Source organism: Halobacillus sp. Marseille-P3879, from assembly GCF_900240285.1.
In the GTDB taxonomy this organism is placed as follows: domain Bacteria; phylum Bacillota; class Bacilli; order Bacillales; family Halobacillaceae; genus Halobacillus_A.
Genome location: NZ_OESS01000002.1, coordinates 670,143 through 684,193 on the forward strand (window position 1 = coordinate 670,143; position 14,051 = coordinate 684,193).

Annotated in this window: 12 protein-coding genes; 11 read left to right on the plus strand and 1 reads right to left on the minus strand. The window is 41.1% G+C overall.

What is annotated here, in order from left to right:
* The first annotated feature begins 9 nt into the window (after window positions 1–9).
* The 6 genes from C1A12_RS11160 (at window position 10) to mutL (ending at window position 8,641) form a co-directional block, all read left to right on the plus strand.
* Window positions 10–1,185: a glycine C-acetyltransferase gene (locus tag C1A12_RS11160; RefSeq protein ID WP_101843955.1), complete on the plus strand. Its 1,176-nt coding sequence runs from the start codon at window positions 10–12 to the stop codon at window positions 1,183–1,185.
* 136 nt (window positions 1,186–1,321) lie between these two features.
* On the plus strand, window positions 1,322–2,893 hold the full coding sequence (miaB, locus tag C1A12_RS11165) for a tRNA (N6-isopentenyl adenosine(37)-C2)-methylthiotransferase MiaB (protein WP_101843956.1): 1,572 nt from the start codon (window positions 1,322–1,324) through the stop codon (window positions 2,891–2,893).
* Window positions 2,894–3,319 carry a RicAFT regulatory complex protein RicA family protein gene (locus C1A12_RS11170; protein ID WP_101843957.1) on the plus strand — a complete coding sequence of 142 codons (426 nt, stop codon included), beginning with the start codon at window positions 2,894–2,896 and terminating at the stop codon, window positions 3,317–3,319.
* Between the two features lie 166 nt (window positions 3,320–3,485).
* A complete protein-coding gene (locus C1A12_RS11175) occupies window positions 3,486–4,055 on the plus strand; it encodes an outer spore coat protein CotE (protein ID WP_101843958.1) in 570 nt (189 codons plus the stop codon).
* Between the two features lie 164 nt (window positions 4,056–4,219).
* Window positions 4,220–6,772 (plus strand): DNA mismatch repair protein MutS, encoded by a 2,553-nt coding sequence (mutS, locus tag C1A12_RS11180; RefSeq protein ID WP_101843959.1) that lies wholly within the window; start codon window positions 4,220–4,222, stop codon window positions 6,770–6,772.
* Between the two features lie 33 nt (window positions 6,773–6,805).
* Window positions 6,806–8,641, plus strand: a complete 1,836-nt coding sequence (mutL, locus tag C1A12_RS11185; RefSeq protein ID WP_101843960.1) for a DNA mismatch repair endonuclease MutL — start codon at window positions 6,806–6,808, stop codon at window positions 8,639–8,641.
* 52 nt (window positions 8,642–8,693) lie between these two features.
* Here the strand turns inward: mutL and C1A12_RS11190 are convergent, their stop codons facing one another.
* Window positions 8,694–9,053, minus strand: coding sequence for a helix-turn-helix domain-containing protein (locus tag C1A12_RS11190; protein ID WP_101843961.1), 360 nt, complete (start codon window positions 9,051–9,053; stop codon window positions 8,694–8,696).
* A 190-nt stretch (window positions 9,054–9,243) separates the two neighbouring features.
* Here C1A12_RS11190 and miaA point away from each other — a divergent pair, with 190 nt between their 5' ends.
* The 5 genes from miaA (at window position 9,244) to C1A12_RS11215 (ending at window position 14,036) form a co-directional block, all read left to right on the plus strand.
* Window positions 9,244–10,179 (plus strand): tRNA (adenosine(37)-N6)-dimethylallyltransferase MiaA, encoded by a 936-nt coding sequence (miaA, locus tag C1A12_RS11195; protein WP_101843962.1) that lies wholly within the window; start codon window positions 9,244–9,246, stop codon window positions 10,177–10,179.
* 38 nt (window positions 10,180–10,217) lie between these two features.
* Window positions 10,218–10,445, plus strand: a complete 228-nt coding sequence (gene hfq, locus C1A12_RS11200; RefSeq protein WP_101843963.1) for an RNA chaperone Hfq — start codon at window positions 10,218–10,220, stop codon at window positions 10,443–10,445.
* Between the two features lie 133 nt (window positions 10,446–10,578).
* Window positions 10,579–11,508, plus strand: coding sequence for an AAA family ATPase (locus C1A12_RS11205; protein WP_101843964.1), 930 nt, complete (start codon window positions 10,579–10,581; stop codon window positions 11,506–11,508).
* Window positions 11,509–11,547: 39 nt separating this feature from the next.
* Window positions 11,548–12,783: a GTPase HflX gene (gene hflX, locus C1A12_RS11210; RefSeq protein WP_101843965.1), complete on the plus strand. Its 1,236-nt coding sequence runs from the start codon at window positions 11,548–11,550 to the stop codon at window positions 12,781–12,783.
* Window positions 12,784–12,794: 11 nt separating this feature from the next.
* Window positions 12,795–14,036, plus strand: a complete 1,242-nt coding sequence (locus tag C1A12_RS11215) for a methionine gamma-lyase family protein (RefSeq protein ID WP_101843966.1) — start codon at window positions 12,795–12,797, stop codon at window positions 14,034–14,036.
* The last annotated feature ends 15 nt before the right edge of the window (window positions 14,037–14,051 follow it).

The window sequence follows — 14,051 nt, forward strand, 5'->3', positions numbered from 1 at the left end:
AGGATCTATATGAAAGGCTTTGAATACTTAGAGAATCAATTAAATGAAATGAAGCAGGAAGGGACATTTCGGGAATTAATCCCTTTAGAATCGGCTCAAGGGTCTCGAGTGACAATTAAAGGAAAAGAAGTTATCCAGCTTTCATCCAATAATTATTTAGGGCTGACCTCTCACCCGAAATTAAAAGCAGCTGCAGATCAGGCAAACAAGGAGTTTGGAGTAGGAACAGGATCTGTCCGTACGATTGCAGGAACCCTTGATATGCATGAGAAATTTGAAGAGAAACTGGCTGAATTCAAGCACACGGAAGCTTCTCTCGTTTTTCAATCAGGCTTTACGACGAACCAGGGAATTCTATCTTCTATTCTGACTGAGAAAGATGTCGTCATCTCTGATGAATTAAATCACGCCTCAATTATTGATGGAATTCGATTGACGAAAGCAGCACGTAAAATATACAAACACGTCGATATGGAGTCACTGGAACAATCCCTTAAGGAAAGCTCCGAATATCGCACACGGCTGGTAGTGACGGACGGAGTGTTTTCAATGGATGGAAACATTGCTCCATTGCCGGAAATCGTTGAGTTAGCTGAGAAATACGACGCCCTGGTAATGGTGGATGACGCTCATGCCAGTGGCGTGTTGGGAGATAACGGCAGGGGCACGGTTAATCATTTTAAATTAGACGGCCGTGTACACATTCAGGTAGGTACATTAAGCAAAGCTATAGGAGTATTAGGAGGATATGCGGCAAGTACTAAAACGCTGAGAGAATATTTAATTCATAAAGGACGCCCTTTCTTATTCAGTACTTCTCATCCGCCGGCTGTGACAGCAGCTAATGACGCAGCTATTGATGTATTGCTGAATGAGCCTGAATTAATCGACAAGCTTTGGGCAAATACGAAGTTTTTTAAGGAAGGGTTAAATACCCTGGGATTTGATACAGGTATTAGTGAAACTCCGATTACACCTGTAATGGTAGGTGATGATGCCTTGACTCATAAATTTTCGGACGAATTGTTTGAAGAAGGAGTATTTGCTCAAGGAATTGTCTTCCCTACGGTACCCCGCGGGAAAGGCAGAATTCGTACAATCGTTACGGCTGAGCATTCAAAAGAAGAACTGCAGGAGGCTCTACAGGCCTTTGAGAAGGTCGGAAAAAAATTAAATGTTTTATAAATAGAGTTAGAAAGCCACAATGAACGTAACTGTTATTGTGGCTTTTTTTGAGACAATTTTTGCAAGCCTCTTAAAAAGCCATGCAAAAATTGATATAATAAGACAGTTACAAAGCTCTGATTGAAAGGAGATCGCTATGAACGAACAGCAGCGAAAAGAAATGTCGCAAATTCGTCAGGGAGAGCCAGCGGACGTAAAATCCGAACAGGACAACCTGAAGCGGCTAAAAGATAAAAGCAGTGAAGACTTTATGAAGTATTTTGAAACAACCTACCAGCCCCCATCCTTAAGAAAGGCTCAGAGGCGGCGCAAGGAAGATGTACAGATTCATTACGATTTTAAAATCCCGGAGGACATGCAGGAAGCAGGCGAAGGTCGGAAATACATGATTCGCACGTACGGTTGTCAAATGAACGAGCATGACACTGAAGTTATGGCGGGGATTTTTGAAGAAATGGGGTATGAATCTACAAGTGATACAAAAGAAGCTGACATCATCTTGTTAAACACTTGCGCAATTAGAGAGAATGCAGAAAACAAAGTGTTTGGTGAAATAGGCCACTTAAAGCCTCTGAAACTTGAGAACCCAGACTTGATTATCGGGGTGTGCGGGTGTATGTCACAGGAAGAATCCGTGGTGAACCGGATTCTTAAGAAACATCCTTTTATTGACTTAATCTTCGGTACCCATAATATTCACCGCCTGCCTCAGCTTGTCAAGGAAGCTATGTTTAATAAAGAAATGGTTGTTGACGTGTGGTCTAAAGAAGGCGACATTATTGAAAACCTTCCTAGGTCACGTAAAGGAAAAATCAAGGGCTGGGTCAACATTATGTACGGGTGTGATAAGTTCTGTACGTATTGTATCGTCCCTTATACACGAGGCAAAGAACGCAGCCGTTTACCCGAGGACATCATTCAGGAAGTTCGTCATCTTGCCGCACAAGGCTACAAAGAGATTACTTTGCTTGGGCAAAATGTCAATGCCTACGGGAAAGATTTAGAAATAGAGTACGGGCTAGGTGATTTAATGGATGAGCTGCGCTCAATTGATATCCCGCGTGTTCGTTTCACCACTTCTCACCCGAGAGATTTTGACGACAGATTAATTGAAGTGTTAGCTAAAGGCGGTAACATGCTGGATCACATCCACCTGCCAGTACAGTCAGGAAACTCTGATGTCTTAAAAATTATGGGACGGAAATATTCCCGCGAAGAATATTTAGAGCTGGTTAGGAAGATCCGATCTGCTATGCCGGATGCTACGTTAACGACGGATATTATTGTCGGGTTTCCAAATGAAACGGAAGAACAGTTTGAAGACACCTTATCATTAGTAGAAGAAGTAGGCTTTGAAGCGGCTTATACATTTATCTATTCTCCGCGTGAAGGTACCCCGGCAGCCAGGATGCAGGACAATGTTTCCATGGATGTTAAGAAAAACCGCCTTCATCGTTTAAATGAAATCGTCAATCGTCAGGCGGCGGAGTCGATGAAAAAATATGAAGGGGAAATCGTAGAAGTTCTCGTTGAAGGAGAAAGCAAGAAAAATAAAGACGTATTAGCCGGCTACACAAAACGTAACAAGATGGTAAACTTCAGAGGTCCACGCTCCTCGATTGGACAGCTGGTAAAAGTGAAAATTACAGAAGCAAAAACGTGGTCTCTAAATGGAGAAATGGTTGAAGAAACGGCAGAGGTGAAATAAATGGCTCAATATACTAGGAAACAAGTTGTTGATGAAGCGCATAAGCTGGCTAAAATGATTGCAGATATTGAAGAAATTGACCGGTTTAAACAAATTGAAGCAAAACTGAATGAAAATCAAAAAGTTCAGTCCCACATTAAGAAAATTAAAGCCTTGCAAAAGCAAGCAGTTAATTTCCAAGCTTATGGCAAAACTGAGGCTCTCGAACGAATCGAAAAAGAAATAGACCGTCTGCAGGATGAACTTGATGCCATTCCGATAGTGGCTGAATTTAAAGATACACAAATGGTGATCAATGATATTTTGCAAATGATTTCAAGTACCATCTCCCGTGAAGTAACCAATGAAGTTATCCGTTCTACCGGCGGAGATGTGCTTAGTGGAGAGACTGGAACAAAAAAAGAAAATAGCTCTTGCAGCCATTAATTCTATAAATCCGTTAGATAAAATAATATCTAACGGATTTTTTTGTACAATTTTATAGGCTGATGCATAGAATGAAATACAAACGTCCTGAAGTCATCGAGAATATTGTTCACCATTTGCCCAATTCCGCATAGGATGAGTGGTAGAATAAGGAGGAGTGTTTCCTATGTCATTTTTCGAACGCGAATACAGGGAGATTATTACGAAGGCTGTTTGTGGAAAAGGGAAAAAATTCGTTGAAGCTACCCACACCATCAGTCCTTCGCATCGGCCGACCAGCATACTTGGTTGTTGGGTGATTAATCATATTTACAATGCGAAGAAAAAGGGGGAGCATGTGGAAGTTTCCGGAAGTTATGACATTAACGTCTGGTATTCGTATAATGATAATACGAAGACGGAAGTTGTAACAGAACGAGTAAACTACTGCGATAGTGTTCCTCTTGTCGTTAAAGACGACAACTGTATCAATGACAACTTTGAAGTAATTGCTAAGGCAGTACAGCAGCCAAATTGTCTGGAGTGCAGAATAGCAGCCCAGGGCCAGCAAATTGTTGTTGAAGTAGAACGAGAATTCATCGTTGATATCATAGGGGAAACAAAGCTATGTGTCCGGGTGGATCCGGATGGCTGTGATGATGATTGTGATTTTGAATTTGAGCTATCATCCGATGATTTTTCAGGAATAGAAACAGATTTCTTACCAAGCAGCAGTAGCAGCCATCATAAAGATTAACTTTCTTGTCCTTGCTGATTCAGCGGGGCATTTTTTTTGCGCGTTATGAGATGGTCTGGATGATTCAGAGGGGTTGAATCTGTGTGATATAATGTTTCTAGCTAATGATAAATGACAGGAAGATGTCAAAGGCATCAATTTACGTTTGTTTTGGAGGATGAGTGATGGCTCAGTACACACCTATGATTCAGCAATATTTAAAGATAAAAGCACAACATAAGGATGCTTTTTTGTTTTTTAGATTAGGAGATTTTTACGAAATGTTCTTCCAGGATGCGCTTTCAGCATCGCAGGAACTGGAAATAACTTTGACAAGCCGGGATGGGGGAGGAGAAGAGAGAATTCCCATGTGCGGTGTTCCTTACCATTCGGCTGAAAATTACATAAAGCAACTAATTGAAAAAGGTCATAAAGTAGCTATTTGCGAGCAGGTGGAAGACCCAAAGGCTGCTAAAGGTGTAGTAAGAAGAGAAGTGGTACAGTTAATTACACCAGGCACTGTTATGGAAGGAAGCATGTTAGATGAAGAAGAAAATAATTACCTGGCTTCAGTAAGTGACTTCGAAGACGGGACTTTTACCGTGAGCTATAACGACCTGACAACCGGGGAGAACAGCATAGCGATGTTGTCGGAAGGTTTTAACGCAGTATTGAGTGAGTTGTTTAACCGTCCGGTAAAAGAAGTCGTGGTCGATCATAGTTTTGATAAGGATAAGCAGCAACTGTTTAAAGACCGTTTGGGGTTAACGGTTTCTTTCTGTGATGAAACGGTAATAACGGAGGATTTTTCCTACTTAGTTAAAGATATACACAATGATAAATGTACGAAAGGTTTCGGCCGTTTATTAAACTACATCCAGCACACCCAGAAGCGGTCTTTGGATCATCTCCGTCCTGTGAAATTGATTGAACTTAAGAAATACATGACACTCGACATGTACTCAAAAAAGAATTTAGAACTAATTGAAACGATGAGGAAACAAGGAAAAAAAGGAAGTCTGCTTTCAGTAATGGATCGTACGATGACAGCGATGGGGGCGCGCCTGTTAAAGAAATGGCTGGAACGTCCATTGTTGGCATTCGACGAGATAACAACGAGGCATGAACAGGTAGAGGGCCTTCTTGAACAGTTCTTTGAACGGGAAACACTGCGAGAACAATTGAAGTCGGTTTATGACCTTGAGCGGTTAGCTGGACGTGTCGCATATGGAAATGTGAATGCCAGAGATCTCATACAACTTAAACTGTCTTTAACCGCAGTTCCTGAGCTTTTGGACATACTGGGACAATTTGAGAATCGTTCTATCCACGCTCTCTATAAAGCTATTGACCCATTAACTGAGCTAAAGGAGTTGTTAGAGACCAGTCTGCTGCATGATCCGCCCATTCAAATCAGCGAAGGCGGAATGATCCAGGATGGATATCATCCAAAGCTTGATGAGTACCGTGATGCTTCTAAAAACGGTAAACAGTGGATTGCAGAATTAGAAGCAAAGGAACGCAATGAAACTGGAATCAGGTCGTTAAAAATCGGCTATAACCGTGTATTTGGTTATTATATAGAAGTAACAAAACCTAATATTCCTCATTTACCAGAAGGAAGATATGAGAGGAAACAGACATTAACGAACGCTGAACGCTACATTACACCTGAATTGAAAGAGAAAGAAACTTTAATTTTAGAAGCTCAGGAAAAAAGCGTCGAGCTAGAGTATGAATTATTTATAAAAATAAGAGAAAAAGTAAAACAGTTTGTAGGAGAGTTGCAGATTTTAGCTGAACAAATCAGCCGAATCGATGTCCTGCAGGGTTTTGCCCAGCTTGCTGATGAGAACGACTATACGCGGCCTGAATTAAACAATCAGCGCAGTGTCGATGTGAAACAGGGCAGGCATCCTGTGGTTGAGCAGGTTATGGACAGGGGATCTTTCGTTCCTAACGACATTTTCATGGACGAATCAAACGACATATTACTGATCACCGGTCCAAATATGTCTGGGAAAAGCACGTATATGCGCCAATTAGCTCTTACGTCTATTATGGCTCAGATGGGAAGTTTTGTACCGTGCGAGCAAGCTTCTCTTCCGGTGTTTGATCAAATTTTTACGCGTATAGGAGCCGCTGATGATTTAGTATCCGGTCAGAGTACGTTTATGGTTGAAATGCTTGAGGCGAATCATGCGCTCACCCATGCTACGGAAAACAGTCTCATATTATTGGATGAAATCGGAAGAGGGACAAGCACTTATGATGGAATGGCCTTAGCACAGGCGATTGTAGAGCATATCCATGAGAACATCAGGGCAAAAACCTTGTTTTCCACCCATTATCATGAGCTGACAACTTTGGATGAAGAATTAATTCGGTTGAAAAATATTCATGTAAAAGCTGAAGAGTACGAGGGAAGTGTAATTTTCCTCCATCAGATACAAGAAGGAGCGGCAGATGAGAGTTATGGCATACATGTTGCCAAGCTGGCTGATTTACCTGAACCTTTAATTGATCGAGCCAGCTCATTACTCAAGGAACTGGAGAATACACGCGTGGAGGAAGCAAGCTCGGAGCAGCTTAGTTTATTTGTGGAAGAAGAAAAACCGAAAGCTAAGACTTCAAAGCTTGAATCGAGACTCAAAGATTTAGACTTGATGCAGATGACCCCAATGGACGCCATGAATGAACTATATCAAATGCAGAAACAAGTTAAACAAAAATCATAATAATCCTCTTATACCAGGAAAGGAGGGTGAGGGATGGCAGACATACACTTAATGCCGGATCATCTCGCTAACAAAATCGCAGCCGGGGAGGTAGTTGAACGCCCGTCCTCGGTAGTGAAAGAATTAGTTGAAAACAGTATTGATGCGGACAGCACCTGGGTGGAAATCGAACTGAAAGAAGCGGGACTTGAAAGAATTAGAGTGACCGATAACGGGAATGGTATGGACGGGGAAGATGCGAAGCAAGCGTTCTTTAGACATGCTACGAGTAAAATTCAAAATGAACAAGACTTGTTCCATGTAAGAACACTCGGCTTCAGGGGTGAAGCCCTCGCAAGTATCGCTGCAGTGAGTAGATTAACAATTAAAACTTCCCAGGGAAATGAGGCAGGAACAAAGCTGGAACTTGCCGGAGGGGAGGTGCTCTCCGAAGGGAAGAGTGATGCTCGTAAAGGAACAGAGATTATTGCAGATGAACTTTTTTATAATACTCCTGCCAGGTTGAAGTATATGAAGACGATTCATACCGAACTAGGTCATATTACAGACGTACTAAACCGTATGGCCTTGGCGAACCCAACGGTGAAATTCACATGTAAACATAATGACAAAGAACTATTTCGTACAAATGGGCGCGGGGATTTGCTGCAGGTCGCAGCTCAGATTTATGGCATGAAAGTAGCTCGTAAAATGGTACCTGTTCAGGCGGAAACCAAAGACTTTAAGATTCACGGATATGTAGCCAAGCCTGAAATTTACCGTGCTTCAAGAAGTTTTATTTCAACTATAATAAATGGGCGCTATATTAGGAATATAATGCTGAATAAAGCAGTGCTTCAAGGCTATCATACTTTACTCCCGATTGGAAAAAGTCCGATTGTTGTTCTAAATATCGAAATGGATCCCATTCTAGTGGATGTTAATGTTCATCCTGCCAAGCTTGAAGTTCGCTTTAGTAAAGAGAAAGAGTTGTTTGAACTACTAGAAGAAACGATTCGTGAATCCTTTAGAACCCAGACCCTTATACCAGAGGTTGAATATCAACCGGCAAAGAAAGAGGTCCCTTATCAAAAACAGGAAAGCCTTAAACTTTATGATTATGAGAATCAGGTGCAGGAACCATCCATCCCCCGGGTTTCACGCCAGGAAGAGGGGAGAGGAGAAGTGGATGAGCGCACGGAGATTCTTATAAATGAAAACAAGCAGTCGGTTGAGCATCCGATTGAAACAACTGATGTTTCCGATCTGGTTGCGGATCAGGAGCCAACCAAACCTCCTTCGCCAAAACGAGTGCCTTCGATGCATCCTATTGGGCAGTTACACGGCACCTATATCCTTGCCCAAAATGAAGAAGGTATGTATATCGTAGATCAACATGCCGCACAAGAGCGAATAAAATATGAATATTTCAAAGATAAAATAGGTGAAGTAAAACATGAGGTACAAGAACTTCTTGTGCCGATGACATTTGATTTTCAAAGAAAAGAAGCTTTAAAAATTGAAGAATTTAAAGAGCAGCTGGAAAAAGTAGGTCTTTTCTTTGAAAATTTTGGAGAAAATAGTTATATTATTCGCTCTCATCCCCAGTGGTTTCCTGAAGGCTTTGAAGAAGAAGTCATTCAAGATATGATAGAACAGCTGATGAAAGAGGAAAAAATTGATATTGCTAAGTTGAGGGAAGAAGCAGCCATTTTAATGTCTTGTAAACGTTCGATTAAAGCGAATCACTATTTAAATCACCATGACATGTTTCAGCTGCTCGAAGAACTCAGGAATTCTACAGATCCATTTACATGTCCGCACGGAAGGCCGATTATTGTTTTCTTCTCGGAATATGAATTGGAAAAGATGTTTAAGCGTGTAATGTAAAAAAAGCATGGCTCCGTTTTGGAGTCATGCTTTTTTTGTTTACATAACAGAATTATGAAGGGTGATTTTGCTGTAATAGAAAACGAAAGTAATTTTCAATTTGGTGAATCTCTTCCGGCTGAACTTTCAACCATGAATTTTTGTCAAAAATCACTGAACGATCAAAACCTCTATCTTCAAGGAATTGCTTAATTTCTCTGATCTCATCTTCTTTCTCATCACTCAAACCAAGTAAATAGTCCGCTGTCGTATGAAGGGCATGGGCAATTTTGGACAAATCCTCAAGGTCAGGGGAGGTATATTGACGCTCCCAATTCGAAACTACCTGGGCTGAAACACCGACTTTTTCGGCCAACATCGTTTGCGTGAGACGCCGTTTCTTACGTAATGTTCGAATTCGCTGATTAACCACTTCATACTCCTCCTTTTCTTTATATTATCACAAAACTAACGAAAGTCGATACACAAACTAACGAATTCTTTGATTTTTACTAACGATATCCGTTAGTTGTGGTAACGGATATCGTTAGTTTATGCTGTGAGTTAGCATTGTAGAGCGATTCATGTATAATGGAGTAGGAATAAAAAAGGAGTGAATTAGAGTGAAACCGCACGTGGTTAGCATTGTTGGTCCTACTGCAGTTGGAAAAACAGAGTTAGCTGTGAAATTAGCTCAGCAATTTAACGGTGAAGTGATCAGCGGAGATTCCATGCAAGTCTATAAGTCGATGGATATCGGTACAGCTAAAGTTACAAGTGCAGAGATGGAAGGTATCCCTCACCACATGATTGATATTAAGCAACCAGACGAAACTTTTTCAGTTGCTGAGTTTCAAGAAAGAACAGCTTCTTTAATCGATGAAATAACAAAGCGCAATCGACTTCCTGTAATTGCGGGTGGTACGGGATTATATATACAAGCCGCGCTGTTTGATTTCAATTTTTCAAATGAAAAAAGGGACCCTGAAGTCATTGAAAAGCTGGAGAAAGAGTGTGAAGATCAAGGAATAGAGGAATTACATACAAGGCTGAAAGCAATTGATCCGGTTCAAGCTGGTAAAATTCACCCCAATAATGTCAGAAGGGTGATCAGGGCTCTTGAGGTTTACGAAACAACCGGACGGACTTTAAGCGAGAACCATGAGGCACAAACGCAGGAGGCACCTTATCATCCCCACATTATTGGTTTAGAAATGGAACGCGGCGTTTTATATGAAAGAATTAATAAACGTGTCGAGCTTATGGTTAAAGCCGGATTGGAAGAAGAGGTTCGGCTTTTATACGAAAAAGGGTATGAAGATTGCCAATCGATGAAAGCGATAGGCTATAAAGAGTTTATCCCCTATTTTAAAGGGGAACAAAGTTTTGATCGCACAGTTGAACTTTTAAAAAGAAACTCCAGGCGCTATGCGAAGCGGCAGCTTACTTATTTCAAAAATAAGCTGGATGTTCAATGGTACAATGTAGGTTCTTCGAAAAAACAAGATACTATTGAAAAAATTTTGCGGGATTTAGCAGGAATGCTCGAAGAAACCTAGAATGGTAATAATATAGATAGAAAAGAGGAGGAAGATGTATGGCACAATCAGTAAATATTCAGGATAATTATCTAAATCAATTAAGGAAAGACCGCGTTCAGGTGACGGTATTTTTACTTAATGGGTTTCAACTGAGAGGGAATGTTAAGGCGTTTGATAATTTTACAGTCCTTCTTGAAACCGATGGAAAACAGCAGTTAATCTTTAAACATGCAATTTCTACATTTGCTCCTGTTAAGAATATTGCCCTTGATAAAGAGCAATAATAATGACGTGAAAAGGTTCTACTGAATATACTTAAGAAGCGAGCGCAGTTACGCGCTCGTTTTTCTATGGCTGGGCGTTTGTCACGAATCCTCATTTGCAGCGTATGATACATGGAAGCTAGGAGGGATCGGTATGAATCAGCAAGCCAGAGTTAAAAGCCAGAGTAAGATTAACATTGTACTGAAAAAAGATTACACGGAACATGAAGATACTGCTTCTCAATCTAACCCTAAGGTTCATGCACCTTATTTTCGTTTTATTGACCAATATTTTTCGTCTATCGTGGGATTAGACGGTTTAAAACATCAAATAAAAGAAATCTATGCTCAAGTATTAATTGAACAAAAAAGGAAAGAAATGGGTTTAAAAACGAATCATCAGGTCCGTCACATGATTTTTAAAGGCAACCCAGGGACCGGAAAAACCACAGTAGCCAGACTGGTAGCTCAATTGTTTCAAGAAATGAAAGTATTGGAAAGCGGTCACCTTATTGAAGCGGACCGAGGGGAACTGGTGGGAGAATACATCGGTCATACTGCACAAAAAACAAAAGATTTGATAACGAAGGCTCTCGGGGGAATATTATTTATAGATGAAGCCTATTCATTAGCGCGTGGTGGGGAGAAAGATTTTGGGAAAGAAGCTATAGACACTCTCGTTAAGTGCATGGAAGACTATCATGAACAGCTTATTATTATATTGGCAGGCTATCCTGTAGAAATGGAAGAGTTTTTAAGTATGAACCCCGGGCTCGCTTCTCGTTTCCCTTTACAGCTTAATTTTAATAATTACAAAGCTGAGGAGCTTTCGGCTATAGCCCGGGTTATGCTTAAAGAAAAAGATTACACTCTTACCCCTCAGGCTGAAAGGAAGCTTTATGAACATTTAGCGGAAGCCAGCTATTATCCTCCTCGAAATTTTGCTAATGCCAGGTATGTTCGAAACTTGATTGAAGATGCCGTTCGAAAACATGCTTATCGTTTAGCTAATCGGGAAAACTGGAACAAAAAGGACTTAATGACGTTAGAACCATCTGACTTTCACTTTAATTCAATCACATAGCTGATACAGATATTTTCACAGGTAAAGGTGGTAAAAAATTTGGAGAAAGAAAAAGTAATCTTAGTAGCAAGAAAAGATCCAGGGCAGGAGCAGGAAAGGTTTAACTCTTCTTTGGAAGAATTACAGTCTTTAACAATTACTGCCGGCGGAGAAGTGGCGGAAGTAGTTATACAAAACCGGGAGCACATCCATCCGGCTACTTATTTAGGTCGAGGCAAGCTCGATGAAATAAAATTAACTGCAGAGGAATGGGAAGCCTCCCTCGTAATCTTTAATGACGAGCTTTCTCCAGGTCAGTTGAAAAATATTAGTGATAAGCTGGAGCGGAGAGTTATTGATCGAAGTCAGCTTATTTTGGATATATTCGCCAACAGAGCCAGAACAAAAGAAGGAAAACTGCAAGTAGAATTGGCCCAACTTCAATACTTGCTTCCGCGCTTAGCCGGCCAGGGTACCGAGCTTTCGAGATTAGGAGGCGGGATTGGCACGCGGGGTCCCGGAGAAACAAAGCTTGAAACGGACCGACGTCACATCCAGCGTCGTATAGATGATATAAAACGAAGGCTCAAAACGGTAGTAAAGCAGAGGGATCAGTATCGTAAGCGGAGGGATGAGAACTATGCCTTCCAAATTGCTATTGTTGGATACACTAACGCAGGAAAGTCCACCTTATTTAACCGATTAACTTCGAGTGATTCTTTTGAAGAAGATTTACTGTTCGCTACTTTAGACCCTTTGACACGGCAGATAAGTCTCCCTTCTGGCTTTCAAGCCTTGCTTTCGGACACCGTAGGGTTTATTCAAGATCTGCCAACTACTCTTATAGCTGCATTCCGCTCGACGCTCGAAGAAGTAACGGAAGCTGACTTTATTCTGCACTTAGTCGATGCCTCTCATCCGGATCACATGGAACAGGAAAGAACGGTTAATAAACTGCTTGAAGACTTAGAGGCCTCTCACTTACCTTCACTTACGGTTTACAATAAAATGGATTTATTAAATGAGGTATTTATTCCTCATGCTCATCCGTCAATCACTGCGAGTGTAAGAGATCCGATTGACATTAAACGTATTACAGCTAAAATTGAAACCGTACTTAAAGAGGAATGGGAGTATTATCATGTGTTTATAGCTGCCTCCTCAGGCAAGCAGCTGCAACAAATAAAAACTCAATCTATCGTCACCTCCTACCGTTTTTTAGAAGATAATGAGGGGTACGAGGTTGAAGGTTATATTCAGCCGAATCATCCTCTAAAGGTAAGTTTACTAAGATAGGAAGATTAATAATGAAAGAACTTGTAAAACAGGTGGAGGATATTATCCAGCCACAGCATAAATATATTCAAACTATTGTGGATGCCAATCAGGAAAAAGTGCTGGACTCTTTTCAGAAATTAAAAGTTTCTGATGCCCATTTCAATCCTACAACAGGATATGGATACGATGACTTTGGTCGAGACAAGCTTGAAGCATTATATGCAGAAGTCTTCAAGGCTGAGGATGCGATCGTACGCCCACAATTAATTTCGGGCACCCACGCCATTACCACCGCCCTCTTTGGAGTTCTCAGACCGGGAGATGAATTATTGTATATAACTGGAGATCCTTACGATACTCTGGAGGAAGTTATAGGTCGCTCTCCAAAACAGGACAAAGGAGCTTTAAGTGATTTTGATATTACATATCAATCGGTCCCGCTTAAAAGTAATGGTGAATTTAATAAGGAGCAAACTCGAAAAGCAATTAATAAGAGAACAAAAGTTGTCGCTATTCAACGTTCCAAAGGATATGCAGACCGGCCCTCTTTTTCTATAACCCATATAAAAGAGATGGTTAAAGAGGTGCGGAAAGTAAGAAAAGATATTATCGTCTTTGTAGATAATTGTTATGGAGAGTTCGTCGAAACCGAAGAACCTATTGAAGCGGGTGCTGATTTGATCGCAGGTTCGCTAATTAAAAATCCCGGTGGAGGAATTGCGCGAGTCGGGGGGTATATTGCTGGACGAGCTGATTTAATCGAGTTATGCAGCTATCGGTTGACAGCGCCCGGTCTTGGAAAGGAGACTGGTCCCAGTTTAAATATGCTGCAGGAAATGTATCAAGGTATCTTCCTGGCTCCGCATGTGGTGGGAGAAGCATTAAAAGGTGCTGTGTTTACAGCGAAGCTTCTTCAGTCAAAAGGCTTTACTACTTCTCCTGCCTTTGATGAGCACCGGACAGATTTAATACAATCGGTTAATTTTGATTCAGCAGAACAAATGACTGCGTTCTGTCAAGCTGTTCAAGCAGCTTCTCCAATTAATTCACATGTGACCCCTCACCCCAGCCCGATGCCCGGGTATGAGAACGAGGTAATTATGGCAGCTGGCACGTTTATTCAAGGGGCCAGCTTAGAATTAACGGCTGATGGACCAATCAGGCCGCCATATATGGCTTTCGTACAGGGAGGATTAACTTATTCTCACGTCAAGATCGCTGTTGTCAGAGCTTTAGAGACAAGTATGAGAACAGAAAAAGTTCATCATTGAAAATTTTTTCGAAAT

Bases quoted from the DNA above. Each gene is read 5' to 3' on its own strand.
- C1A12_RS11160 (WP_101843955.1), top strand. From the start codon at position 10: ATGAAAGGCTTTGAATACTTAGAGAATCAATTAAATGAAATGAAGCAG.
- miaB (WP_101843956.1), top strand. From the start codon at position 1,322: ATGAACGAACAGCAGCGAAAAGAAATGTCGCAAATTCGTCAGGGAGAG.
- C1A12_RS11175 (WP_101843958.1), top strand. From the start codon at position 3,486: ATGTCATTTTTCGAACGCGAATACAGGGAGATTATTACGAAGGCTGTT.
- C1A12_RS11215 (WP_101843966.1), top strand. From the start codon at position 12,795: ATGAAAGAACTTGTAAAACAGGTGGAGGATATTATCCAGCCACAGCAT.
- mutL (WP_101843960.1), top strand. From the start codon at position 6,806: ATGGCAGACATACACTTAATGCCGGATCATCTCGCTAACAAAATCGCA.
- mutS (WP_101843959.1), top strand. From the start codon at position 4,220: ATGGCTCAGTACACACCTATGATTCAGCAATATTTAAAGATAAAAGCA.
- hfq (WP_101843963.1), top strand. From the start codon at position 10,218: ATGGCACAATCAGTAAATATTCAGGATAATTATCTAAATCAATTAAGG.
- C1A12_RS11170 (WP_101843957.1), top strand. From the start codon at position 2,894: ATGGCTCAATATACTAGGAAACAAGTTGTTGATGAAGCGCATAAGCTG.
- C1A12_RS11205 (WP_101843964.1), top strand. From the start codon at position 10,579: ATGAATCAGCAAGCCAGAGTTAAAAGCCAGAGTAAGATTAACATTGTA.